The sequence below is a fragment of the Castellaniella hirudinis genome (assembly GCF_047468865.1).
Classification (GTDB): domain Bacteria; phylum Pseudomonadota; class Gammaproteobacteria; order Burkholderiales; family Burkholderiaceae_B; genus Castellaniella; species Castellaniella hirudinis_A.
Map to the genome: position 1 here is coordinate 262,201 of NZ_JBLGTV010000001.1, position 21,939 is coordinate 284,139.

Annotated in this window: 25 protein-coding genes; 11 read left to right on the top strand and 14 right to left on the bottom strand. The window is 69.3% G+C overall.

Features of this window, described 5'->3' with window-relative positions; translation table 11 throughout:
* Window positions 1-12: 12 nt before the first annotated feature.
* A complete protein-coding gene (locus ACMHYJ_RS01170) occupies window positions 13-477 on the bottom strand; it encodes a type II secretion system protein N (RefSeq protein WP_414244363.1) in 465 nt (154 codons plus the stop codon).
* Here ACMHYJ_RS01170 and gspG point away from each other — a divergent pair.
* The 11 genes from gspG to gspF are packed head-to-tail and all read left to right on the top strand — an operon-like array spanning window position 433 to window position 10,852.
* On the top strand, window positions 433-924 hold the full coding sequence (gspG, locus tag ACMHYJ_RS01175) for a type II secretion system major pseudopilin GspG (RefSeq protein WP_414244828.1): 492 nt from the start codon (window positions 433-435) through the stop codon (window positions 922-924). The genes ACMHYJ_RS01170 and gspG overlap by 45 nt on opposite strands.
* Window positions 896-1,438, top strand: coding sequence for a GspH/FimT family pseudopilin (locus tag ACMHYJ_RS01180; protein ID WP_414244364.1), 543 nt, complete (start codon window positions 896-898; stop codon window positions 1,436-1,438). The genes gspG and ACMHYJ_RS01180 overlap by 29 nt, the downstream gene beginning before the upstream one ends.
* Window positions 1,435-1,800: a type II secretion system minor pseudopilin GspI gene (gene gspI / locus ACMHYJ_RS01185; RefSeq protein WP_414244365.1), complete on the top strand. Its 366-nt coding sequence runs from the start codon at window positions 1,435-1,437 to the stop codon at window positions 1,798-1,800. Before ACMHYJ_RS01180 ends, gspI begins: the two co-directional genes overlap by 4 nt.
* The gene (locus ACMHYJ_RS01190; RefSeq protein WP_414244366.1) at window positions 1,797-2,459 is read left to right on the top strand and encodes a prepilin-type N-terminal cleavage/methylation domain-containing protein; all 663 of its coding nucleotides are present in this window, start codon (window positions 1,797-1,799) and stop codon (window positions 2,457-2,459) included. Before gspI ends, ACMHYJ_RS01190 begins: the two co-directional genes overlap by 4 nt.
* Complete coding sequence (gspK, locus tag ACMHYJ_RS01195; RefSeq protein ID WP_414244367.1) at window positions 2,456-3,355, top strand: type II secretion system minor pseudopilin GspK; 900 nt, start codon at window positions 2,456-2,458, stop codon at window positions 3,353-3,355. Before ACMHYJ_RS01190 ends, gspK begins: the two co-directional genes overlap by 4 nt.
* Window positions 3,348-4,373, top strand: coding sequence for a type II secretion system protein GspL (gspL, locus tag ACMHYJ_RS01200; protein ID WP_414244368.1), 1,026 nt, complete (start codon window positions 3,348-3,350; stop codon window positions 4,371-4,373). The genes gspK and gspL overlap by 8 nt, the downstream gene beginning before the upstream one ends.
* Window positions 4,370-4,984 carry a type II secretion system protein GspM gene (gspM, locus tag ACMHYJ_RS01205; protein WP_414244369.1) on the top strand — a complete coding sequence of 205 codons (615 nt, stop codon included), beginning with the start codon at window positions 4,370-4,372 and terminating at the stop codon, window positions 4,982-4,984. The genes gspL and gspM overlap by 4 nt, the downstream gene beginning before the upstream one ends.
* Complete coding sequence (gene gspN / locus ACMHYJ_RS01210; RefSeq protein WP_414244370.1) at window positions 4,981-5,745, top strand: type II secretion system protein N; 765 nt, start codon at window positions 4,981-4,983, stop codon at window positions 5,743-5,745. Before gspM ends, gspN begins: the two co-directional genes overlap by 4 nt.
* Window positions 5,745-8,210 carry a type II secretion system secretin GspD gene (gene gspD / locus ACMHYJ_RS01215; RefSeq protein ID WP_414244371.1) on the top strand — a complete coding sequence of 822 codons (2,466 nt, stop codon included), beginning with the start codon at window positions 5,745-5,747 and terminating at the stop codon, window positions 8,208-8,210. Before gspN ends, gspD begins: the two co-directional genes overlap by 1 nt.
* Complete coding sequence (gspE, locus tag ACMHYJ_RS01220) at window positions 8,207-9,628, top strand: type II secretion system ATPase GspE (RefSeq protein ID WP_414244372.1); 1,422 nt, start codon at window positions 8,207-8,209, stop codon at window positions 9,626-9,628. Before gspD ends, gspE begins: the two co-directional genes overlap by 4 nt.
* An 18-nt stretch (window positions 9,629-9,646) precedes the next feature.
* Complete coding sequence (gene gspF, locus ACMHYJ_RS01225; RefSeq protein ID WP_414244373.1) at window positions 9,647-10,852, top strand: type II secretion system inner membrane protein GspF; 1,206 nt, start codon at window positions 9,647-9,649, stop codon at window positions 10,850-10,852.
* A 117-nt stretch (window positions 10,853-10,969) separates the two neighbouring features.
* Here gspF and fliR read toward each other — a convergent pair whose 3' ends face one another.
* The 13 genes from fliR to fliF form a co-directional block, all read right to left on the bottom strand.
* Window positions 10,970-11,755, bottom strand: coding sequence for a flagellar biosynthetic protein FliR (fliR, locus tag ACMHYJ_RS01230; RefSeq protein ID WP_414244374.1), 786 nt, complete (start codon window positions 11,753-11,755; stop codon window positions 10,970-10,972).
* Window positions 11,756-11,761: 6 nt separating this feature from the next.
* On the bottom strand, window positions 11,762-12,031 hold the full coding sequence (gene fliQ / locus ACMHYJ_RS01235; protein ID WP_414244375.1) for a flagellar biosynthesis protein FliQ: 270 nt from the start codon (window positions 12,029-12,031) through the stop codon (window positions 11,762-11,764).
* Between the two features lie 10 nt (window positions 12,032-12,041).
* The gene (fliP, locus tag ACMHYJ_RS01240; protein WP_414244829.1) at window positions 12,042-12,779 is read right to left on the bottom strand and encodes a flagellar type III secretion system pore protein FliP; all 738 of its coding nucleotides are present in this window, start codon (window positions 12,777-12,779) and stop codon (window positions 12,042-12,044) included.
* A 53-nt stretch (window positions 12,780-12,832) separates the two neighbouring features.
* The gene (gene fliO / locus ACMHYJ_RS01245) at window positions 12,833-13,153 is read right to left on the bottom strand and encodes a flagellar biosynthetic protein FliO (RefSeq protein WP_414244376.1); all 321 of its coding nucleotides are present in this window, start codon (window positions 13,151-13,153) and stop codon (window positions 12,833-12,835) included.
* A gap of 7 nt (window positions 13,154-13,160) precedes the next feature.
* Window positions 13,161-13,745 carry a flagellar motor switch protein FliN gene (gene fliN / locus ACMHYJ_RS01250; RefSeq protein WP_414244377.1) on the bottom strand — a complete coding sequence of 195 codons (585 nt, stop codon included), beginning with the start codon at window positions 13,743-13,745 and terminating at the stop codon, window positions 13,161-13,163.
* The gene (gene fliM, locus ACMHYJ_RS01255; RefSeq protein WP_414244378.1) at window positions 13,742-14,758 is read right to left on the bottom strand and encodes a flagellar motor switch protein FliM; all 1,017 of its coding nucleotides are present in this window, start codon (window positions 14,756-14,758) and stop codon (window positions 13,742-13,744) included. The genes fliN and fliM overlap by 4 nt, the downstream gene beginning before the upstream one ends.
* On the bottom strand, window positions 14,758-15,228 hold the full coding sequence (locus ACMHYJ_RS01260; RefSeq protein WP_414244379.1) for a flagellar basal body-associated FliL family protein: 471 nt from the start codon (window positions 15,226-15,228) through the stop codon (window positions 14,758-14,760). The genes fliM and ACMHYJ_RS01260 overlap by 1 nt, the downstream gene beginning before the upstream one ends.
* 74 nt (window positions 15,229-15,302) lie before the next feature.
* Entirely contained in the window at window positions 15,303-16,613 is a 1,311-nt protein-coding gene (locus ACMHYJ_RS01265; protein ID WP_414244380.1) for a flagellar hook-length control protein FliK, read from the bottom strand.
* A 13-nt stretch (window positions 16,614-16,626) separates the two neighbouring features.
* The gene (fliJ, locus tag ACMHYJ_RS01270) at window positions 16,627-17,076 is read right to left on the bottom strand and encodes a flagellar export protein FliJ (RefSeq protein WP_414244381.1); all 450 of its coding nucleotides are present in this window, start codon (window positions 17,074-17,076) and stop codon (window positions 16,627-16,629) included.
* Window positions 17,066-18,532 carry a flagellar protein export ATPase FliI gene (fliI, locus tag ACMHYJ_RS01275; protein WP_414244382.1) on the bottom strand — a complete coding sequence of 489 codons (1,467 nt, stop codon included), beginning with the start codon at window positions 18,530-18,532 and terminating at the stop codon, window positions 17,066-17,068. Before fliI ends, fliJ begins: the two co-directional genes overlap by 11 nt.
* Window positions 18,529-19,302: a flagellar assembly protein FliH gene (fliH, locus tag ACMHYJ_RS01280; protein ID WP_414244383.1), complete on the bottom strand. Its 774-nt coding sequence runs from the start codon at window positions 19,300-19,302 to the stop codon at window positions 18,529-18,531. The genes fliI and fliH overlap by 4 nt, the downstream gene beginning before the upstream one ends.
* Complete coding sequence (gene fliG, locus ACMHYJ_RS01285; RefSeq protein WP_414244384.1) at window positions 19,295-20,299, bottom strand: flagellar motor switch protein FliG; 1,005 nt, start codon at window positions 20,297-20,299, stop codon at window positions 19,295-19,297. Before fliG ends, fliH begins: the two co-directional genes overlap by 8 nt.
* Entirely contained in the window at window positions 20,286-21,932 is a 1,647-nt protein-coding gene (gene fliF, locus ACMHYJ_RS01290; RefSeq protein WP_414244385.1) for a flagellar basal-body MS-ring/collar protein FliF, read from the bottom strand. Before fliF ends, fliG begins: the two co-directional genes overlap by 14 nt.
* Window positions 21,933-21,939: the final 7 nt, after the last annotated feature.

A 21,939-nucleotide genomic window follows, 5' to 3' on the forward strand; every position in this document is an offset into this window, starting at 1 on the left:
ATGAACGATGATTTAGTCAGGGGCCACGGTGGCGGGCACGAAACCCGCCGGGGCGGGCGGGGCCACCGGGGCGGGCACTTGTTGCAGGCCCCCGTCAAGGCCGATGCGGATGCCGTCGGCTCCGATGGCGTCCAAGGTGGCGCCGGGCGCCAGCGTGTCGCCCAGCCGGTAAGCCCGGGCGGGGCCTTGGTCGATGGACAACAGGGCGATGCCTTGGGGGCCGCCGGCCATCAGGCCCAGGATTTTGACATTCAGTTGGCCTTGGCCGCTGCCGAACCAGGCGATCACCGCTTGCGGCGCCTGTTCGGCGGGCGGGTCTTGCGCCAGTCGAGCGGGCGCGGGATCCGGGCGGGGGGCCAGCAGCAGGGCGCCCCACACCCCGATGCCGCCGGCGATGGCCAGCAGTGCCAGCGCGCGCAGAAGGCGGGGGGCCTGGGGCCGGATCGAGGCCGGCAGCAAAGGGGCGGTCAATTTCATCGGGGCGTCGGCAAAGCAGGGTGGGCGTTCAAGTATACGGGCGCGGCCGCCCGCTCACAACGCGGTTTCTCCCTCATCGAGATCATGGTGGTGGTGGTCATCATGGGGGTGCTGGCCGCGCTGATCGTGCCCAATGTCATGGATCGCCCGGATCAGGCCCGGGTGATCGCCGCCCGCCAGGATGTGGCGTCCATCATGCAGGCGCTCAAGCTGTATCGCCTGGATCACGGGCGCTACCCCACCGCCGAGCAGGGTCTGGCCGTGCTGGCCGCCCGCCAGGATGACCGCACCGCCTATATGGATCGCCTGCCGGTGGACCCGTGGGGCGCGCCCTATCAATACCTCAATCCGGGCGTGCATGGCGAGGTCGATGTGTTTTCCCTGGGGGCCGACAGCGCGCCCGGCGGCGAGGGCAACGATGCAGAAGTCGGTTCCTGGGGACGCTAGCCGACGCCGGGCTGCGCTTGCGGTCGCGCCGCAGCGGGGCTTTTCGCTGATCGAAATGATGGTGGCGCTGCTGATCATCGGCATCGCCGCCTCGGTGGCCACGATATCGGCCTTCGGCGGCGCATCGCGCCAGCCCCTGCGGCAGGAGGCCCAGCGCCTGGCCTTGCTGTTCATGGCGGCCCAGACCCAGGCGCGCGCCACGGGGCGGGTGATCGTCTGGCTGCCCGGGCAGGCCGGCTATCGTTTTCAGCAGCTGCCGCGCCCGCTGTCGCTGCCGTCGCGGGTGGCTGCCCGGGCGGGCCGGACGCCGGACGCCGGTTTTGCGGCGGATTCCGCCTTGCGCCCCCGGCCCTGGCCGGACGGCCAGGCGGTTGCCGTCAGCCTGCAGCCGCCCGTGCCGCTGCGGTTCGATGCCGATTGGGTGCATGCCCCCCAGCAGATCACGCTGCAGTCCGGCCAGCAGCAGGTGCGCATAGTGCGGTCGGCGGATGGCCGCTACCAGGTGCAGCCGTGAGTGCCGGCCAGCGCGGCTTTACCCTGATCGAGGTGCTGGTGGCCCTGGCCATCGTCGGGGTCGCGCTGGCGGCCAGCATCCGGGCGCTGGGCCTGGGGGTCGGCGGCGCGCAGGCTTTGCAGCAGCGCAGCCTGGCTTTGCTGTCGGCCGGCAACCTGCTGGCCGACATGCGTTTGCAGCAGGGCTTCCCGCCCCAGGGCCGGTCGCGCTTGGCGTGTCCCCAGGGCGGGTTGGCCCTGCAGTGCGAACAAATCGTGCGGGCCACGCCCAATGCCCGGTTTCGGCGGGTCACCATCCGGGTGCGGCTGGCGGACGGGCCCGTGCTGGCCGAGCTCGATGGCCTGGCTTCCCGTCTGCCATGACCGCGCCGCGCTCGGCCCAGCGGGGCTTTACCTTGATCGAGGTGCTGGTGGCCCTGGTGCTGCTGTCCCTGTTGAGCCTGATCTCCTGGCGCGGCCTGGACGCCCTGTCGCATGCCGGCGAACGCCTGGATGCCCAGGCTGGCGAGACCCAGGCGCTGATGCAGGGCTTCGGCCAGCTGGCGCGCGACCTGCGCCTGCAGGCCGGGCCGGACGTGCTGGCCGCCTGGCCGCTGGCGCTGGATCGCCCGCCCATACGGATTCAACTGCTGCCGCGCACCCCCGGGATGTCCTGGGATCCGGCCGATGGCTTGCAACTGGTGCGTTCCGCGGGGGGCGGGCTGTGGCAGCGGGTGCATTGGTTCACCGCTGAAAACGCGCTGTACCGGGCGGTGGGGCAACCGGCCTACCACCTGCCTTTGCCCGCCCCGGGGACGCCGGTTCGGGTGCTGGATCAGGTGGCGGACTGGTCTCTGCGGGTCTGGCGGCCCCGGCAGGGCTGGACGGATGCGCGGGCCATTGCCCGGCGTCCGGCGGACGCGGCGGACGCGCCGCCCGTCGCCGCCCCGGACGACGAAGGCCAGATCGGCCTGGAATTTGTGATCCGCCAAGGCAGCGGCCGCGCCGTCCGGGATTACCGCTCGGTGGTGTTGCTGCCATGACGGCGCGTCCGCATGCCCAGCGCGGGGTGGCGATCATCGCCGCGCTGCTGGTGGTCGTCGTGGCGGCGGCCCTGGCGACGGCCCTGGTCGACCGCCAGGGGCAGTGGCTGGCGCGCCTGCAGACCGAGCGCAACCTGCTGCAGGGCCAGTGGCTGCTGCAGGGCGGGCTGGATTGGTCCGGGCTGATCCTGCGGATGGATGCCCGCGACAATGCCACGACCCGCCTGGATGGCCTGTGGACGCAGACCCTGGCGGATTTTCCGGTGGGGCCGCCGGAAGACCCGCGGCGCGCCTTGTTTTCCGGCCAGATCGAAGACATGCAGGGCCGCTTCAATTTGCGGGATCTGGCCCAGGATGGGCAGATCCGGCCCGTGGCGGTCGAGGCGCTGCAGGGGCTGCTGCGGTCGTTGGGCCAGGATCCGGCGGCCGCGGCGCTGATTGCGCAGCGCGTGGCCGAAGGCCAGCCCATGGCGGGCCGGGCGCCCCGGGCGCTGGGTTTGCGCGACGTGGCCGATTTGGCCGCGGTGGCCGGCTTGCCCGCCGGCCTGCCCGGCGTGCTGGACCCTTATGTGGCGCTGGTGCCCGCCACGGTGTCGATCAACATCAATACGGCGCCGGCCGAGGTGCTGGCCGCCGCGATCCAGGGCCTGGGCCTGGCGGGCGGGCGGGATCTGGTTGCGCAGCGCGAGCGCGGCCAGTGGTTTATCCACCGGGGCGATATGCTCAATCGCTTGTCCCAGGTGCCGCCCGCCGCGCTGCGGCGTCTGGATGTCCGCAGCGATTGGTTTCGCGTCACCGGCGAAGTGGCCTTGGATGATACGATGGTCGCTTTGCAAGCCTTGCTGCATCGTGACAAGCAGGGGCGGGCGGTGATCCGCTGGGTTCGCTATGAATAAAAACAAACCGAGACAACACCTTCGGCTGGCCTTGCCGGCCCTGCGCGATCTGACCCCCGAAACGCCGCTGGCTTTTGTGCTGGTCGGGCGCGATGGGCAGGTGCTGCGCTCGGGCGTCTTGCCGCTGCGCGAACTGGCCGTCGGCCTGGCGGGCTGGCCCGTGCAGATGGCGCTGCGGGCCGAGGACGCCGTGGCCGCCCAGGTCGGCGTGCCGCCGGTGCCCCCGCGCCGCCTGGGGCCTGTCGTGCGCAGCGTGATCGAGCCCATGGTGCTGTCCGATCCGGCGCAGTTGCTGCTGGCCCATGGGCCGCGCCAGGCCGATGGCCGCGTGACCGTGGCCTGGGGCGACCGCCCGCGCCTGGCCCAGGCCTGGGCCTTGTTGCAGTCGCTGGGCCTGCGGCCCGTGTCGCTGGTGCCGCTGGCCCTGGCCCTGCCGGCCGATGATCCGCGGCCCCAGGAGGCCCTGGCCTTGCCGGCGGGGCCGCGCTGGCTGGCCGATTGGCCGGCCTGGTCGCTGGCGGACGGTCTTTCGCCCGCCGGCGGGCAGGCGCGCTGGCGGCGGCCCCTGGCCTGGGCCGCCGCGGCGCTGGCGGTCTGGGTGCTGGGCCTCAATGGGTATGCCGGCCAGCAGCAGGCGCGCCTGGATGCCTTGCAGCAGTCCATGCGGCATACCGTGCAGCAGGCCTTTCCTCAGATACCCGTCGTGATTGATCCCGTGCGCCAGGCGCAGCAGCAGCGCGATGCCTTGCGCCTGGCCGGCGGGGAAGCCGCCGAGGCCGATTTCCTGCCGCTGGCCATGGCGGCGGCCCAGGTTCTGGATTTCGCCCAGGGGCAGGTGCGCGCCGTGCAGTACCAGGAAGGCGTGCTCACGCTGGATTTTGTCGGCGGTTTCCAGCCGCCGCCCCCGGCGAGCCTGCGGCAGGCGGCCGCCGCCCGGCGGATCGTGCTCGACCCGGATGACACGCGGCCCGGGGTCTGGCGCGTGCGCGCCCAGGACGAGAAGGGGCGGGAACCATGAACATACGGATGACCCAAGCGGCGGCGCGTCTGCTGGCCGACGGCCGCCAGCGCCTGGCCCCATTCATGGCGCGGGCGGCGGCGCGCTGGCGCAGCTTCAGCCCGCGCGAACAGCGCTGGCTGGGCCTGGCCGGCTGTGTGTCGGTGGGGGCCTTGCTTTGGGTGCTGGGGGTGCGTCCGGCGCTGCACACCCTGGATCGGGCGCGGGCCGAACTGCCCGTGCTGCAGGGGCAGGCGGCCAGCCTGGATGCCATTGTGCTCGAAGCGCGCGCCTTGGCGCGCAACCGCCACGGGGCGATGGATGCGGACGCTACAGAGCAAGCCCTGCGGGACAGCCTGGTTCAGGCCGGTGTATCGGCCGCCCTGGCGCGCCTGCCCGCGGACGCGGCGGATCAGGGGGCCGCGTCGGCCGAGGCCGCCCCGCGCTGGCGGCTGCAGGTCGCCCGGGCCTCCGCCGGGGGCTTGCTGACCTGGCTGGCCAGTGTGCCGCAGGTGGCGCGGGTGCGGGTGGAGCAGCTGGATTTGCGGCGCAGCCATGTCGATGGCCGCGACCGCCCGGGCCTGCTCGATGGTTGGATCGTGCTGGCCTTGCCGTCCGAGGGCCGCCCATGAAGCGCCTGGGCTGGTGGTGCCTGTTGGCGGGCGTGGCGTTGCTGGCCGCCGCGCTGGTGCTGCCCGCGCGCTGGCTCATGGTCTGGACGCCGGATCGCGCCCTGGTGCGCATCGCCGATGCGCAAGGCAGCCTCTGGGCCGGGCAGGCCCGCCTGGCCGTGGGGATTCCCAGCCAGCGGCGCAGCCTGCCGGATCCCGTTCACTGGGATGTCGGCCTGGCCGGCGGCCCGCACCTGGTGCTGAGGCATCCGTGGTTGCGCGGGCCCCTGACCCTTTCCCTCGGCCTGGACGGGGTCTTCCTGTCGGCCCAGTCCCTGCGCGCCCCGGCCTTCATGTTGACGACGTTCCATGCCTTGTTCAATGCGCTGGAGCCCGGCGGAGAACTCTTGCTGCAGTGGCCCGAACTGCGTCTGGGCTGGCGCGGCGGCGTGACGGCCCGGCAGGCCGAGGCCCCTGTGCTGCAGGCGCAGTGGCTGTCGGCCCGTTCCGCCCTGAGCGCGATCCGCCCGCTGGGCGACTACCGCGCCTCGCTGTCGGCCGCCCCGTCCGGGGCCTATGCCCTGCGGCTGGACACGGATCGCGGCCCGCTGTACCTGCAGGGCGAAGGGGTCTTGCCGCCGGCGGGCCGCTTTCAATTTCAGGGATGGGCCTGGGCCGATCCCGGCGTTTCCGATTACACACAGCAGGCCCTGAACGGCCTGCTGACCGCCCTGGGGCCTGTGGCCGGCCCCGAGGGCCGCCGATCATTGCGGATGCACTAATGAACCAAGACACTGCCTGGAACCCCCCGATGGACACGATGAAAGACGTTGCGCACAGCAGGATTCACCCCGCCAGTCCGGGCCAGCGCGGCCTGCTGCCCGCGCTGGGGCTGCTGCTGGCGCTGGGCGGGTGCGCGACGACCGAGCCTCCTCCCGGGCAACCCCCGGAATCCCCCCTGGTGGTGTATACCGCCGTGGGCGCTGGACAGGCCGTTCCCGCGCCACCTTATGCGGCCGATGCGTCGGCCCGGCAGGCCAGCCGCCCGCGCCGCCTGCAGCCGATTCCCACACGCCCCGGCCCCGTCGCGCCGGCGGCGGCGCCCGATGCGCCGGCCTCGGCCGACGCCTTGACGCGACTGAACTTCCAGGAGGCCGAATTGGCGGGCGTCGTGCGCGCTCTGGCCCAGTTCACCGGCCGCAATTTCGTGGTCGATCCGCGCGTCAAGGGCCAGTTGACCCTGGTGTCGGATACGCCCGTGGATGCCGAGACAGCCTATGCCATGCTGCTGGGCGCGCTGCGCATGCAGGGGTTTGCCGTGGTGGCCGTCGACGGGGTCAACCGGGTGGTTCCCGAGGCGGATGCCAAGCTGCTGGGCGGCACGGTGGTCGCCGGCGCCGCCGGGGCCGCCGGCGGCGAGCTGCAGACCCGCGTGTACCCCTTGCGCTACGAAAACGCGGCCGATCTGGTGCCGGTGCTGCGGCCCCTGGTGGCCCCCAACAATACGATTACGGCCCAGGTCGGCAGCAATGCCCTGGTCATCACGGACTATGCCGACAACCTGGATCGGATCGCCCAGGTGATTGCCCGCATTGATACGCCGCTGACCATGAATACCGATGTCGTGCCGATCGAATACGGGGTGGCGCTGGACGTGGCCGCCCTGGCCCAGCAACTGCTGCAGGACGGCGCCAACCGCAACAACCAGCAGGTCGCGGTGCTGGCCGACCCGCGCAGCAATTCGGTGCTGCTGCGGGCGATCACGCCCGAGCGCCTGAAGCAGGCCCGCGACCTGATTCTGCGTCTGGACACGCCCGAATCGCGCACGGGCAACCTGCACGTGGTGTATTTGCGCAACGCCCAGGCCACCCATCTGGCCGAGGTCTTGCGCGGGGCCTTGTCGGGGCAGGGGGGCGGCGGGTCGGCGGACTCGGGCGTCGCCTCGATGCTGTCCGCCGCCGGGGCGGCGGCCCCGGGCGGCGGCGCCGGCCTGCCCGCCGCCGCGCTGTCGACCCTGGCGGACGGCGCCGGCGCGTCAGGTGGCGGTGCCCTGGCCTCGTCGGCGACGTCGGGCGGCAAGCAATCGGTGGCGTTTTCCGCCGGCGGCGCGACCATCCAGGCGGATGCGGCCACCAATACGCTGATCATTTCGGCGCCGGAGCCCCTGTACCGCAGCCTGCGCGAAGTCGTCGATCAGCTGGATCAGCGCCGGGCCCAGGTGCTGATCGAAAGCCTGATCGTAGAGGTCAATGCGGAAAAGGCCGCCGAATTCGGCGTGCAGTGGATGGCGGGGGGCAACAGCATCAACGGCGACGGCGCCGCCGTGTTCGGGGGGGCCAACCTGGGCGGCACCGGGCTGGGCGGCGACCTGACCAACACCTTCACCACCATTGATGCCCTGGGCAAGGGCTTGAGTCTGGGCGTGGTCAATGGCACCGTGGATATCCTGGGCAAGCAGGTGCTGAATCTCAGCGTGCTGGCCAACGCCATGCAGCGGCAATCGGGGGTCAATGTGCTGTCCACCCCCAACTTGATGACGCTGGACAACGAATCCGCCAGCATCATCGTGGGCCAGACCTTGCCGTTCGTCACGGGTTCCTATACGACGTCGGGCGATGGCGCCAGCAATCCCTTCCAGACAGTGCAGCGCGAAGACGTGGGCCTGACGCTGCGCATCCAGCCGCAGATTTCCGAGGGCGGCACGGTCAAGCTGTCCCTCTACCAGGAGGTCAGCACGGTCGATCCGACTTCGGATGTCCAGCGCGGCTCGATCATCACGCGCAAGCGCGCCCTGGAGACCAAAGTGCTGGTGGATGACGGCCAGATCATCGTGCTGGGGGGGCTGCTCGAAGACGTCATGAACGACACGACGACCGCCGTCCCTTTATTAAGCGAGATTCCCGTGCTGGGCAATTTGTTCAAGTATCAGTCCCGGAATCACACCAAGACCAATCTGATGCTGTTTCTGCGGCCGCACATCGTGCGCACCGCCCAGGATGGCGCGCGCCTGACACTGGATCGGTACAACTTCATGCGCTCGGCCCAGACCGCCTTGCCCATCGAAGCGTCCTGGCTGATGCCTGGCGGGGCCGTCACCGACTTGCCGGGCTTGCAGCGCGATCCCGCGACGGGGCTGCTGGATTTGCGGGGATTCCGGCGGGCCGATGAAAACCGCCCGGCGGACGTGCCGGCCGGTGCCGCCGACCCGGCCTATTCGCCGGCGCAGCCGGCTGCGGTGCCGCAATGAGCAATCGCCTGCCCTATGCCTGGGCGCGGACCTGGCGGGCCTTGCTGCAGGACGGCGTCCAGGGCCAGACCCTGACGGTTTCCGAACGCACGCCGGACTGGGCGCTGGCCGAGATTCGCCGGGTGCATGGCGAACTGGCCGCCCGCCAAGTGCCCGATGCGGATCTGGACACCTTGCTGGTGGCGGCTTACGCGCAGACGGGGGATGCCGCGTCCGTGGTCGATGCCGCCGCCCAGGACATCGACCTCGACCAGTTGCTGCAGGACTTGCCCGAAGTGGAAGACCTGCTGGATACCCACGATGGCGCCCCGATCATTCGCATGATCAATGCCTTGCTGACCCAGGCGGCGCGCGACGGGGCCAGCGACATCCACATCGAGGCTTTCGAGACCCATTCGGTGGTGCGTTACCGGGTCGATGGCACGTTGCGCGACATCGTCAGCCCGCGCCGCGCCCTGCACAATGCCCTGGTGTCGCGCATCAAGGTCATGGCCAGCCTGGACATCGCCGAAAAACGCCTGCCGCAGGATGGCCGGATCGCCTTGCGGGTGGGGGGGCGGCCCATTGACGTGCGGGTCTCCACGCTGCCGACGGGCCACGGCGAGCGCGTCGTGCTGCGTCTGCTGGACAAAGAAGCCGGCCGCCTGCAGCTGGAGCGCCTGGGCATGGCCCCGGACGTGCTGCGCGGGCTGGACGAACTGATCCGCCGGCCGCACGGCATTGTCCTGGTCACCGGCCCCACCGGCAGCGGGAAAAGCACCACCCTGTACGCCGCCCTGGGCCGCCTGGACGCCGCCACCACCAATATCCTGACCGTCGAAGACCCCATCGAGTACGATCTGCCCGGCATCGGGCAGACCCAGGTCAACCCGGCGATCGACCTGACTTTCGCCTCGGCCCTGCGCGCCATTCTGCGCCAGGATCCCGACGTGGTCATGATCGGCGAGATCCGCGACCTGGAAACCGCTGAAATCGCCGTGCAGGCGTCCCTGACCGGGCACTTGGTGCTGGCCACCCTGCACACGAACGACGCCGTGGCGGCGGTGACCCGCCTGCTGGACATGGGGGTGGAATCCTTTTTGCTGGCCTCCACCCTGCAAGGGGTGCTGGCCCAGCGCCTGGTGCGCAAACTGTGCGCCGCGTGCTGCGTGCGCCAGGCCGACGGCCGCGCCGACTGGAACCCCGGGGGCTGCGCGGCGTGCGGCCATACCGGCTACAGCGGGCGCACGGGGGTGCACGAGCTGTTCGTCCTGGATGACGGCCTGCGCGGCATGATCCACGGCAATCAGGGCGAAATGGCCTTGCGCCGGGCGGCCGCGGCGCAAGGCATGCTGAACCTGCACCAGGACGGCGAGCGCTGGGTGCGCGCGGGGGTGACGTCACGCGCCGAAATCGAGCGCGTCACCCGCGATCATTGACGCCGCCGGAGGCCGCACATGCCATCCTATCACTACGAAGCCATCAATCAGGACGGGGGCACCGAGCGCGGACGCCTGGATGCCGACAGCGCCGGCAGCGCCCGCCAGCACCTGCGCAACCAGGGCCTGCTGCCCATCCAGGTCGTTGAGTCGCGCCGCCGGTCCGGTGCGCGCTTCGAGTGGGGCGGCCATATCCGCGAACGCGAACTGGGCGGGCTGACCCGCCAGCTGGCCAACCTGCTGGCGGCCAGCCTGCCCCTGGAAGCCGCCTTGCGGGTGGCGCTGGAACAAGCCGAGCGCGCCCCCGTGGCCCGCGTGCTGGCGGCGGTGCGCGACGATGTGCGGGCCGGGCTGCGGCTGGGCCAGGCGCTGGCCGCCCATCCCCAGGATTTTCCCGATATCTACCGGGCGCTGGTCGACGCCGGCGAGCAGTCCGGCAATCTGGCCGAGGTGCTGGAACGGCTGGCGGACTACATCGACACCCGCGGGGCCTTGCGCAGCAAGGTGTTGACGGCGTTCATCTACCCTTGCATCGTCACCGTGGTTTCGGTGGCCATCGTGATTTTCCTTCTCAGCTACGTCGTGCCCCAGGTGGTGGGGGCGTTCAGCCAGGCGCACCAGACCCTGCCGTGGCTGACCCGGGCGATGCTGGCCTTGAGCCACGCCGTGCAGCAATGGGGCGCGCCGGCCCTGCTGGGCCTGGCGCTGGCCCTGGGCCTGTGGCGCCTGTCCCTGCGGCGGCCCGCCGCTCGGCTGGCCTGGCATGCCCGGGTCTTGCGCCTGCCCGTGGTGGGCCGCTATGTGCTGGGGGTCAATGTGGCGCGCTTTGCCGCGACCCTGGCCATCCTGACGGGCAGCCGGGTGCCGCTGCTGGTGGCGCTGGACGCGGCGGGGCGCACCTTGCACAATGCGCGCCTGCGCGCCGCGGTCGAGCAGGCGGCGCGCCAGGTGCGGGAGGGTGGCGCGTTGGCGCAGGCCCTGCAGTCGCAGAAGGTCTTCCCGGCGCTGCTGGTGCACCTGGTGGGCAGCGGCGAGCGCACGGGCGAACTGCCCGCCATGCTGGATCGGGCCGCCGGCGTTCTGGCGACCGATCTGGAGCGCCGCGCCATGACGCTGACGGCGCTGCTGGAACCCGTCATGATCCTGCTGATGGGCGGCATGGTGATGCTGATCGTCCTGGCCGTGATGATGCCCATCATCGAAATCAACCAGCTGATTCAATAATGCCCGGCTCCGGCTCCGGCTCCGGCTCCGGCTTCGGCTTCGGCTCCGGCTCCGGCGCGGACGATGGCGGGCGGTGCGCGGGGGCCGGCCTTGCGGCCCCGGGTCGGCCCTGGCGCGTCAGATGCCCATCAAGCCCCGGGCGATCCGCGCCATGGTCTGGTAGCCGGATTCAAACAGCTGCATCAGGAATTCGCTGCTGCGGGGCACCACGATGGCCAGCATGATCAAGCCGGTGCTCAGGGTGATGGGGAAGCCCACCGCGAACACCGACAGCTGCTGCGCGGTGCGGTTGAGAATGCCCAGCGACAGATTGATGGTCTGCAGCACCACCAGCAGCGGCAGGGCCAGCAGCAGGCCGATGATCCAGATTTGCGCGCTCCAGTCCATCAGGGCGGCCCAGCCGTCGGCATGCAGGTCGGCGCCGATCGGCATCAGCGTGAACGAGCGCGCCAGGCCGTCCAGCATCAGCAGGTGCCCGTTGACCGCCAGGAACATCAGCATCGCCACCAGGTTCAGCAGGCGCGACAGCACGGCGGTGTTGGCCCCGGTGGCCGGATCGAAGAACGAAGCGAAAGCCAGCCCCATGGGCAGGCCGACGAATTCGCCCGCCATCATGGTGGCGGTGAAGATCAGACGCATGCAGAACCCCAGGGCCATGCCGATCAGCACTTGCTGCACGGCGATCAGCAGGCCCGCGTAGGAGGCCGGCGCAATGGCGGGCTGCGGCCCGATGACCGGCGCCAGCACCAGGGTGATGGCGACCGTCGCGCCGATCTTGATGCGCACCGGCACGTTGGCCTCGCCCAGGATCGGCGCCAGCGAGATCAGGCCGCCGATGCGCAGCATGGGCCACAGCAGGCTTGTGATCCAGGCGTACAGTTGTTCGAGCGGGACTTCGATCACGGCAAATCAGCCGGCCAGCGTCGGGATGGTCTCGATGAGTCGGCGGATGTAGTCCACCATGGTGGCGATCAGCCAGGGCCCCAGCGCCACCAGCGCGGCCCCCACGCCCAGCACCTTGGGGATGAAGGACAGCGTCATTTCGTTGATTTGCGTGGCGGCCTGGAAAATACTGATGATCAGGCCCAGCGTCAGCGCCACCAGCAACAGGGGGCCGGCCATTTTCAGGGCGACCATCAAGGCCTGGTAGGTCATGGACATCACTTGTTCGGGGGTCATGGCATGATCCTTATTGGTAGAAACTGCGCGCCAGCGCCCCCAGCAGCAGGTGCCAGCCGTCCGCCAGCACGAACAGCATCAGCTTGAAGGGCAGCGAGATGCTGACGGGCGGCACCATCATCATCCCCAGCGCCATCATCAGGCTGGCCACCACCAGGTCGATGATAAGAAAAGGGATGAAGATCGTAAAGCCGATCTGGAATGCGGTTTTGAGTTCGCTGGTGACGTAGGCGGGCACCAGGATGCGCAGGGGCACGGCTTCGGGGGTTTCGAGCGGGCCGATGCCGGCCATCTCGGCGAACAGGCCGAGGTCGGCCTCGCGGGTCTGGCGCAGCATGAACGCTTTCAGCGGCTGGGCGCCGCGGTCGAGGGCCTGCTCGAAAGTGATCTGCTCGGCCGCCAGCGGCTGGTAGGCCTGGGTGTATATCTGGTCGAACACCGGCGACATCACGAACAGCGTCAGGAACAGCGACAGGCCCACCAGAATGGTGTTGGGCGGCGACACCCCCGTGCCCAGGGCGTTGCGCAGCAGGCCCAGGACGATGATGATGCGGGTGAAGCTGGTCATCATCAGCAGGGCCGCCGGCAGGAAAGACAGCATGGTCAGCATGACCAGGGTCTGGATGCTCAGGGACCAGGTTTCGCCGCCGTTGGGGCCCGGCGTGCTGGTCAGCGCGGGCAGGGTGGCCTGCGCCAGGGTCTGGCCGGGCCAGGCCAGCCACAGAAGGACGCCCAGGGGCACCGCCATGCGCAGCAGCAGGCTGGCGCAGGCGGGTCGCCGATGATGTCGCGGGCCTTGCATCAGGGTCTCGATCTGGATTTGTCCAGCACGGCGGCGAAATCGCCGCCGGCGTCGGAGGGGGGCGGGACGGTGTCCGGCAGGGTGTGCAGCAGCGAAATGGATTGCGGCGTGACCCCCAGCACCAGGCGCGCATCGTCTACCTGGACGATGGCGACGTGGCAGCGCGCCCCCAGGCTGCGCGTCGCCAGGACTTGCAGCAGGCGGCTTTGGCCCGGCTGGCGCAGCCAGCCGCCACGGCGCGCAATCCAGGCCAGCGCCAGCATCAAGACCAGGACGAACAGCAGCGCGCCGATGACGCGCAGGGTCTGGGCCTGATCCATGGCGGGTTCAGCGGCGGTTGTTCAGCCGGGCGATCCGGTCTGAAGGGGTGATGATATCCGTCACCCGGATACCGTATTTTTCGTCGACGACGACGACTTCGCCCTGGGCGATCAGGTAGCCGTTGACGTAGATGTCCATGGGTTCGCCGGCCAGGCCGTCGAGTTCGACCACCGAACCCTGGCCCAGCTGGAGGATGTTCTTGATGGTGAGCCGGGTGCGGCCGAGTTCGACGGAGAGCTGGACGGGAATGTCCCTGATCATGCCGATGTCGCTGTCGCCGTCGTCCCCCTGGCTGTCCAGGGGCTGGAACACCTGGGCGGCCGCCGGCTGCGCCGCCGGGGGGGGCGGCTTGGGGGCGGCGGGCGGCGCGCTGGGTGCGGGGCTTTCGTCGGGCGGGGTGGCGGCGGTCTGCTCGGCCAGGGCGGCGGCCCAGTCGTCCTCGGCGCTCAGGCCGGACGCCTGGGTGGCCTGGTCGTGGGCGGAGTCCTGTTGTTCGGCCAGCGCGGCCGCCCAGTCGTCCTCAAGGTTGCCGGTCGAGGGGGAATCCGCGGGGGTCGGTTCCTGGGGGTCGTCGTCTTTGATGTCGCTCATGTTTTGGTGCGGGCTAACAGTTGTTCGGAATCCCCGGTCGAGGCAAGGATCTTGTGCACGCGCAAGGCGTAGCGGCCATTGGACGTGCCATAGCCGCATTGGAGCACGGGCACGCCGCCGACGCGGGCGGTCAGATCGGGCCGGATGTCGACGGGCAGGACATCGCCGACCGACAGGTGCAGGAGTTCGGCGATGGAAGTTTCAATCTGGGCGAATTCGACGCTGAGTTCGACCTGGGCGCTGCGGACTTCGCGCGACAGCTGTTGCGTCCAGCGCTGGTCGATGGAGTCGGAGGCGGACTGCTGCAGCGGCCGGGTCAGGATGTCGCGGATGGGCTCCAGCATGGAGTAGGGCAGGCAGACGTTGAGCTTGCCCCCCGACGAGCCGAGCTCGATGTTGAAGGTGGTCAGCACCACGACATCGTTGCCCGAGCCGATATTGGCGAATTTGGTGTGCATTTCCGAGCGCATGTACTCGAATTCGATCGGGTAGATGTTGTCCCAGGCCTGGCCGTAGCATTCTAGGGTCAGACTGAGCAGGCGCCGGATGATGCGTTGTTCGGTATTGGTGAAGTCGCGCCCTTCGACCCGCGTATTGTAGCGGCCATGGCCGCCGAACAGGCTGTCGATCACCAGGAACACCAGGCTGGGGTCGAAGGTGAACAGGCCCACCCCGCGCAGGGGCTTCATGGCCACCATGTTCAGGTTGCTGGGAACGGGCAGATTGCGTTCGAAATCAGAATATTTCTGGATTTTGATGGCGTTGACGGTGATGTCCGCATTGCGCCGCATGAAACCGAAGAACATGGACCGCAGACGACGCGCGAAACGCTCGTTGATGAGTTCGAGCGTCTGCATGCGATGGCGCACGACCCGATCGGGCGAACCCAGATCGTAGGGGCGCACGCTGCCTTGCGGCTGCTGTTCGGCGGCCTGGGCGGCGGTTTCCTCGCCGGTGACCCCTGCCAGCAGCGCATCGACTTCGTCTTGGGAGAGCATGCTTTGGTAAGACATTACTGCACCACAAAGGCCGTAAAGAGGACGTCTTCGATCTGCGGGCCCGGCAGCTGCGCGGCAAACGGGCGCGACAGGCTGGCCCGGATGCCCTGGCTGAGGGCTTCACGGCCTTCCGGGGTCTGGATCTGGGCCAGCTGCTGGGCGGACAGCACCTTGAGGATGCGGTCACGAACCTCGGGCATGTAGTCCTGGATTTGCTTGCGGGATTCTTCGTTGTCCAGGCGCAGCGTGATCGCCGTATACAGGATGCGGTTGCGCATCTCGCCGTACAGCGTCACGGTGAAGGGTTCGAGTTCGGCGAAAATCGGCGCCCTGACCGGCGGCGGCGCCGGTTGGGCCTCGGCTACCGGGGCGGCCGGCGCGTCGGGCGTGCCGGCGCTGGTGCGATTGAGGAACAGCATCGTCCCGGCCACTGTGGCGCCAATGATGACAATGAGCAGGAGTATGAATTTAAGTAGCCTGAGCATGGTTCCGATTTATGGGGTCGCAGAGGTCGAAAGGCTGCATTGTAATGCCTGTATGCAACGGTGTAACAGGACGGTCATGCAAAGGTATCAACCAGGGAGTCCGGGCGGATGGCGCGTTGTGCCGGTGCCGCAACATCGAGCGGGTGGGCGGCGGTCTCGGTGTGGCCGTCCAGGCTGAAGACCGCCCCGTCGGGATTGGCCGAGCCCGACCCTTGCTGGGCGAATTGCTGTTGGGCCGATTGGTCGCTGACGTTGGCCTGGCCGAGGGACAGGCCGGATTGGGCCAGTTGCTGCTGCAGGTTGGGCAGCGCGTTTTCGAGTGCCTGGCGCACGTTGGCGTGGGGCGAGACAAAGCTGGCCTGGATGCTGTCGCCCAGGTGCAGGGTGATCCGCACGGGCCCGAGCTCGGGCGGGTTGACGTGCATCATGACGGTCTGGGTGCCGGTCGCGCCGGCCTGGGTGAGGCTGAGGAGTTGCCGCCCGACGTCCTGAGGCCATTGCGGGCTGTGCAACGGGGTGGGGACGTTGAGCTGAATGGTGCCGGCGGCGGCCGAGGCCGCCTGGCCCGCCGTGGCGGCGGGTGTCAGCAGGACGGCGCCGGGGGCGGCAATGGATGCGAGGTCGCCGGCCGTGGCGGCGGTGTTCGTCGCGGCGGCGCGGGCGGCCGTGCCGTCGGCGGACCCGGGGTGGGCCTGGGCGGCGGCCAGCGGCGCGCCGCCGGCCCCCTGCGGGGTTGGCGTGGTCTTGAGCGGGACGGCGGCGCCGGCGGGCGCCCGGCCGGCGGCGGCCGGCGTTGCGATGCTGAAGCGCAGCGGGGCTTCGCCAGGCGTGGTTTCTGTGCGCTTGGCCGAGCGCGCATCGGCCGGGGTCTGCGCCTGCGCCTGCGTGGCGGCGCGGGCCGCCGCGGCGATCAGGGGCGCCGCCGGGTCTTGCGGCCGGGCCTGCGCGGCATGGCCATGGGCGGTTGTCGGGGCCTCTGCCTTGCCCTGCGGCGTCGCGTCGGCCTGCGCGCGGGCGGGCAGGTCTTGCCACTGCGCGGCCCGGTTTTGGGCCGGGGCGGGTACGTTGTCCGGCCGGCCCGGGTGGGCGTCCGCCTGGCGGGGCTGGGCGGGGTCGGCGGGGGCTTGCATCAGGGGCAGGCCGACGGCGTCCAGGATCAGGGCCAGGGCCTCGTCGGGGCCCAGGGGATCGGGTTTTTCGGGGTCGGACGACTGGGCGGCACGCGTGTCCGCGCCGGGTTTCGCATCGGCTGCGGCGGCGGCCCCGCGCTGGCCGGACAATACGCTGGAAAAAGAAGCGGTCTCGGCGGGCGCATCGGGCGCGCGCGTGGAATGGTCGGCCGATGTCGGGTTGGGGGATGCGGTGGGAAGCACGGGCATGGTCATGACAGTAGCGTATTTAGTATGACTGCCGCAAGCGGCGGTACAGATTGGCGGCGGCTTCGTCGCTGATGCGTTGTTCGCGGCGCTGTTCGCGGGCCTGCAGCTGGCGGAGTTGGCGCGATCTCAGGGTTTCGTAGGAATTCAAACGGCGCTTTTCGTCGCGCCATTGGCGTTGGCCGGCCTCGATGCGGGTGTCGATCTGGGCGATGATTCTATTTTGCTGTGAAATGGCTTCGTCCAATGTGGCGATAAAGTGCCTAAAATTGTGGTAGTTCGAGGCGGTTACCCCGTTTTCCGTCGTGTTTTGCAGGCGCCGGGTGTAATCGCCGCGATAGGTGTCCAGGGTATCCAGCTGCCCCTGGGCCTCTCGGCGCTGGGTGGCCAGTTCGGCCAGCCGCCGTCCGGCATCGTCGACCTTGTCCTGGGACAGGTTGATCAGGATGTCCAACGAAGTTTCATGCGCCATGGGTGGTCTCCTGGCCTAGCACGCCCGCCAAGGCAGCCACGGCGGCCGGATAATCGACCTGCACGTTGATGCCTTGTTGCAGATAACCCTCAAGCCAGGGATAGCGTTCGATCGCCTGGTCGATTTCGGGGTCGTTCCCCGCAGTATAGGCCCCTACGGCGATCAGGTCGCGGTTTCGCTGGTAGCGCGACACCATGCGCTTGAATTGATGCACGTGGCGGAACTGGCTGTCGGGGACGATGGCCGACATCACCCGCGAGATCGACGCCTCGATGTCGATCGCGGGGTAGTGCCCGGATTCGGCCAGGATGCGCGACAGGACGATGTGGCCGTCCAGGATGGCGCGGGCCGAATCGGCGATGGGATCCTGCTGGTCGTCGCCCTCGGTGAGCACGGTATAGAAAGCGGTGATGGAGCCCGCGGCGCGGTCGCCCTGAGGGGCGCCGTTGCCGGCGCGTTCGACCAGGGCGGGCAGCTTGGCGAAGACCGATGGCGGATAGCCCTTGGTGGCGGGGGGCTCGCCGATGGCCAGGGCGATTTCGCGCTGCGCCATGGCGTAGCGGGTCAGGGAATCCATGATCAGCAGAACGTGTTTGCCCTGGTCGCGGAAGTGTTCGGCCAGGCGCGTGGCGTAGACGGCGCCCTGCAGGCGCAGCAGGGGGGAGACATCCGCGGGCGCGGCCACTACGACGGATCGGGCCAGGCCGTCGGTGCCGAGGTTGAGTTCGATGAATTCCTTGACTTCGCGGCCCCGTTCGCCGATCAGCCCCACCACGATGATGTCGGCCCGGGTGTATCGGGCCATCATGCCCAGCAGCACGCTTTTCCCCACCCCGGAGCCTGCGAACAGGCCCATGCGCTGGCCGCGCCCCACAGTGAGCAGGCCGTTGATGGCGCGCACGCCGACGTCCAGCACGGTGTCGACGGGAGCGCGGGTCAGCGGGTTGATCTGGTGTGCCGTCAGGGGCGCTTGTTCCAGGTTGGCGGGCAGGGGCTTGCCGTCCAGCGGCCGGCCGGCGCCGTCCAGCACCCGCCCCAGCAGGGCCTGGCCGACAGGCAGATGGCGGGCCTGGTCGATGCCGACCGTGGCCGCCTGGTCGGGCAGCGCGCGGGAGGGCAGGGGAACCGGATCCAGCAGCAGGGATTCCGCCGGGACGACGCGGGCGCCGGGCCGCAGGCCGGTGATGTCGCTTTGCGGCATCAGATACAGGGTGTCGGCGTGGAAACCGACCACTTCGGCATCCGCCCAGAGGTCGCGCCCGGGGGAGACCTGCACGCGGCAGGCGGCGCCCACGGGCAGCTGCAGGCCGGTGGCTTCCAGCACCAGGCCAGTGGCGCGGGTGACCCGCCCCTGGCGGCGCACCGCCTGGCGCGCATCAATGCGGTGTTCGCAGGCTTGCAGCTGCGCGCGCCAGCGGGCGCCGGCGCTGTCCAGCAGGCCGTCGGCCGCGGTCATAGCGGCCTCGGGGGCTGGCCCAGCGCCGAAACGATGCGCTGCCAGCGCGTTTCCAGGGTGGCGTCCACCGACCCCAGGGCTGTCTCGGCGATGCAGCCGCCCCGCGTGAGGCGTTCATCGGCGACCAGGCGGTATTGGGCGTGGTCGGTTTCTTTTTGCAAAAAGGTTCGCACCAGATCCAGGTCGTCGGGGTGCAGCCGCAGACTCAGCGGGGTGCCGGGTTCGGGGCGCGCCTGCAGGATGTCCTGAACCAGATCGAGGATGTGGTTGGGGTGTTCGCGCAGCTGGCTGCGCAGGACTTGCTCGGCGATGCGGGTGGCCAGCTGTATCAGCGACTGGCCGACTTCTTCTTCCAGATGGTTCAGGGCCTGGGCGCAGGCCGTAGCCAGCGCGTCCAGGCGCGCGGTTTGCGCCTGAACCTGGGCCCGGCCTTCTTGCAGCCCCTGGGCCAAACCTTCGGCGTGGCCTTGCGACTGGCCTGCTTCCCGTCCGGCGGCCAGCCCCTCGGCGTGGCCGGCCGTCTGGCCTTCCGCCAGGCCTTGGGCCCGGCCTTCTTCGAAGCCGGCCTGGTATCCCTGGGCGGCGGCGTCCTTGCGCGCCTGCGCCAGGGCTTCCGCCCGGCGGCGCAGCGCCTCGGCCTGTTGGGCCGGATCCTGAGGACTGTCCTGGGCGGCGGTGCGCTGCCGGGCACGCAGGGTTTCCAGCGAATCCATTTCCCAACGCTGCCAATGGGCGCGCGTATGCAGGTCCATGGCGCGCTTGTCAGACATACTCGTCGTTGCCCATGCTGAGGTTGATCTGGCCGGCGTCGGCCAGCTTGCGGGCCACGGCCAGGATGGCTTTCTGCTCGGTCTCCACGCGCGACATGCGCACGGGCCCCTGGGCGTCCAGGTCGTCGCGCAGGATCTCGGCGGCGCGGTTGGACATGTTCTTGAAGAATTTCGCGCTGAGTTCTTCGCTGGCGCCTTTCAGGGCGATGGTCAGCGAAGCGGTGTCGATTTCCTTGAGGATGAGCTGGATGGCGGCGTCCTCGACGTCGGCCAGGTTGTCGAAGACGAACATTTCGTCGACGATGCGCTGGGCCAGATCGGCATCGATTTCGCGCAGGCTGCTGACGACTTCTTCTTCCTCGGTGGTGTTCATGTAGTTGAGGATCTCGGCCGCCGTGCGCACCCCGCCCATCTTCGAGCGCTTGGCCCCCTGGCCGGACAGCACCTCGTTGAGGACTTCGGTGAGCTCGTGCAGGGCCGCGGGCTGCACCCCGCCGAACGTGGCGATGCGCATCATGACGTCGTTGCGGGTGCGTTCGTTGAGCAGGGCCAGAATGGCCGAGGCGCGGTCGCGTTCGAGGTGAACCAGGATCGTGGCGATGATCTGCGGGTGTTCGCCCGCGATGAGTTCGGCCACGTTGGCGGGTTCGAGCCAGTTCAGGGCGTCGATGCCGCTGCCTGTGCCTTCGGCGCCCGCTTCGAGGATGTCTTCGATCAGGCTGGCGGCGCGGTCGTTGCCCAGGGCCTTGGTGAGTACCGAGCGGATGTAGTCGTCGGAACCCAGCGTCACGGCCATGAACTGGTCGGCTTCCCGGCGGAAGTCTTCAAGAACCTGGTCGACGTCGGCGCGGGTGACCTGCTTGAGGTTGGCCATGGCCGAGCCGATCTGCTGAACCTCGCGGGAAGACAGGTATTTGAAGACCTCGGCGGCCGCGTCTTCGCCGAGCGACATCATCAGGATGGCGCAGCGGCTGAGGTCTTCTTCAGGATTTGGCATTTTTCGGGTCCATCCAGGATCGCAGAACCATGGCGACCGCGCGCGGATCGCGCTGGGCGAGTTCGCGGGCGGTGTCCAGGTTTTCTTCGTAGCGGTTCATCTCGGTGGCGCGCAGCTCGTCCTGGCGCCGCTGTTCGCGCATGGTTTCCAGGTGGGCTTCGTTTTTGACGCGCTCGACCTGGGCGTTGGCGAAGCCCTGGACAATGGGCCGCACGATGGCGCGCCAGAGGACGAGCAGCGCCAGCAGGATCAGCAGAACCTTGCCGGCTTGCAGGGCGAGTTCTTGGTAGGCGGGGTTTTCCCAGGGCTTGTAGACGGGTTCTTGGTTGGTGAATTCGCTGTTCACCACGCTGAGGGTATCCCCGCGTTCGGCCGAATAGCCCATGGCCTGCTTGACCAAGGCGTTGATGTTGTCCATCTCGGCTTCGTCCAGCGGCGAGGATTCGCCGTCTTTGTTGCGGTAGTTGACCACCACGGCGACCGACAGGCGCGTGAGCGTGCCCAGTTCGTGCTTGACGTGGCTGATGGTGCGGTCGACTTCGTAGTTGACCGTGGCGTCGTCGCGCACGGAGCCGCGCGGGCTGGGGACAGGGATGCCGTTCAGGGTGAGCGGCGGATTGTCCTGGGCGGCCGGGTTCTGGGCGTTGGCGGCGGCGCCCGGGGCCGCCGTGGGCGGATTCTGGATGGGGGCGGTGGCGTTGGCGGGCGGCTGATTGCTCAGGGCGCCCGGGACGCCGCCGGCCGCGGGCATGTCGTTGTCGACGGCTTCGCTGGTCTGTTTGCTGCGGATGGCCGCCGTGCCGGGGGTTTCGTTGGGGCGATAGACCTCGGAGGTCTGTTCGCGTTGTGAAAAATCCACATTGGCGCTGACCTGAGCGCGGACGTTGCCATAGCCGACGATGGGGTTGAGCAGCGTCAGGATGCGCTGGGATGTGCGCTGCTCGATGTCCGTGATGAAGTTGCGCCGGGTGCTGTCGATGGCGGCTTCGCCGCTGGGGTTGGAGAGCAGGTGCCCGTCCTGGTCGACGATGGAAACGTTGGATGCATGCAGCTGGGGCACGCTGGAAGAAACCAGCCAGGTGATGGCGGACACCTGGGCCTCGCTGAGGCTGCGCGAGGGGTAGAGCGTGACCAGCACCGACGCGGTGGGGGGTTCGCGGTCGCGCACGAACAGGGATTGGCGCGGAATCGCCAGGTGCACCCGGGCGGACTTGACGGGCTGCAGCGCCTCGACGGAGCGTGCCAGCTCGCCCTCCAGGGCGCGCTGGTAGGTGACCTGTTCAGAGAACTGGCTGGCGCCGAACTGGGCCTTGTCCAGGAGCTCGAAGCCCACGCTGCCGCCGCGCGGCAGGCCTTGTTCGGCCAATTGCAGGCGCAGGGAATAGACCTGATCCGCGGGCACCAGGATGGTGGCGCCGTTGTCCGCGAACTGATAGGGGATGTTGCGCTGGTTGAGGATGTTGACGATGGTTCCGCCGTCGCGCGATTCGACGTTGGAAAAGAGGGTCTTGTAGTCTGGTTCACGCATCCACAGCGAAGCGACCACCAGGACGGCGATCAGCGCGGCGCCCAGTCCGAGCAGGAGCGGGCGGGGCAGCGATGCAAAGCGCGCCAAGGCGGGATTGTGGTTCATCCAGTTG

Coding starts and splice junctions, on each gene's coding strand:
- ACMHYJ_RS01170 (WP_414244363.1), bottom strand. CDS start 477: ATGAAATTGACCGCCCCTTTGCTGCCGGCCTCGATCCGGCCCCAGGCC.
- ACMHYJ_RS01180 (WP_414244364.1), top strand. CDS start 896: ATGCAGAAGTCGGTTCCTGGGGACGCTAGCCGACGCCGGGCTGCGCTT.
- ACMHYJ_RS01190 (WP_414244366.1), top strand. CDS start 1,797: ATGACCGCGCCGCGCTCGGCCCAGCGGGGCTTTACCTTGATCGAGGTG.
- gspK (WP_414244367.1), top strand. CDS start 2,456: ATGACGGCGCGTCCGCATGCCCAGCGCGGGGTGGCGATCATCGCCGCG.
- gspL (WP_414244368.1), top strand. CDS start 3,348: ATGAATAAAAACAAACCGAGACAACACCTTCGGCTGGCCTTGCCGGCC.
- gspM (WP_414244369.1), top strand. CDS start 4,370: ATGAACATACGGATGACCCAAGCGGCGGCGCGTCTGCTGGCCGACGGC.
- gspN (WP_414244370.1), top strand. CDS start 4,981: ATGAAGCGCCTGGGCTGGTGGTGCCTGTTGGCGGGCGTGGCGTTGCTG.
- gspD (WP_414244371.1), top strand. CDS start 5,745: ATGAACCAAGACACTGCCTGGAACCCCCCGATGGACACGATGAAAGAC.
- gspE (WP_414244372.1), top strand. CDS start 8,207: ATGAGCAATCGCCTGCCCTATGCCTGGGCGCGGACCTGGCGGGCCTTG.
- gspF (WP_414244373.1), top strand. CDS start 9,647: ATGCCATCCTATCACTACGAAGCCATCAATCAGGACGGGGGCACCGAG.
- fliQ (WP_414244375.1), bottom strand. CDS start 12,031: ATGACCCCCGAACAAGTGATGTCCATGACCTACCAGGCCTTGATGGTC.
- fliP (WP_414244829.1), bottom strand. CDS start 12,779: ATGGCGGTGCCCCTGGGCGTCCTTCTGTGGCTGGCCTGGCCCGGCCAG.
- fliO (WP_414244376.1), bottom strand. CDS start 13,153: ATGGATCAGGCCCAGACCCTGCGCGTCATCGGCGCGCTGCTGTTCGTC.
- fliN (WP_414244377.1), bottom strand. CDS start 13,745: ATGAGCGACATCAAAGACGACGACCCCCAGGAACCGACCCCCGCGGAT.
- fliM (WP_414244378.1), bottom strand. CDS start 14,758: ATGTCTTACCAAAGCATGCTCTCCCAAGACGAAGTCGATGCGCTGCTG.
- ACMHYJ_RS01260 (WP_414244379.1), bottom strand. CDS start 15,228: ATGCTCAGGCTACTTAAATTCATACTCCTGCTCATTGTCATCATTGGC.
- ACMHYJ_RS01265 (WP_414244380.1), bottom strand. CDS start 16,613: ATGACCATGCCCGTGCTTCCCACCGCATCCCCCAACCCGACATCGGCC.
- fliJ (WP_414244381.1), bottom strand. CDS start 17,076: ATGGCGCATGAAACTTCGTTGGACATCCTGATCAACCTGTCCCAGGAC.
- fliI (WP_414244382.1), bottom strand. CDS start 18,532: ATGACCGCGGCCGACGGCCTGCTGGACAGCGCCGGCGCCCGCTGGCGC.
- fliH (WP_414244383.1), bottom strand. CDS start 19,302: ATGTCTGACAAGCGCGCCATGGACCTGCATACGCGCGCCCATTGGCAG.
- fliG (WP_414244384.1), bottom strand. CDS start 20,299: ATGCCAAATCCTGAAGAAGACCTCAGCCGCTGCGCCATCCTGATGATG.
- fliF (WP_414244385.1), bottom strand. CDS start 21,932: ATGAACCACAATCCCGCCTTGGCGCGCTTTGCATCGCTGCCCCGCCCG.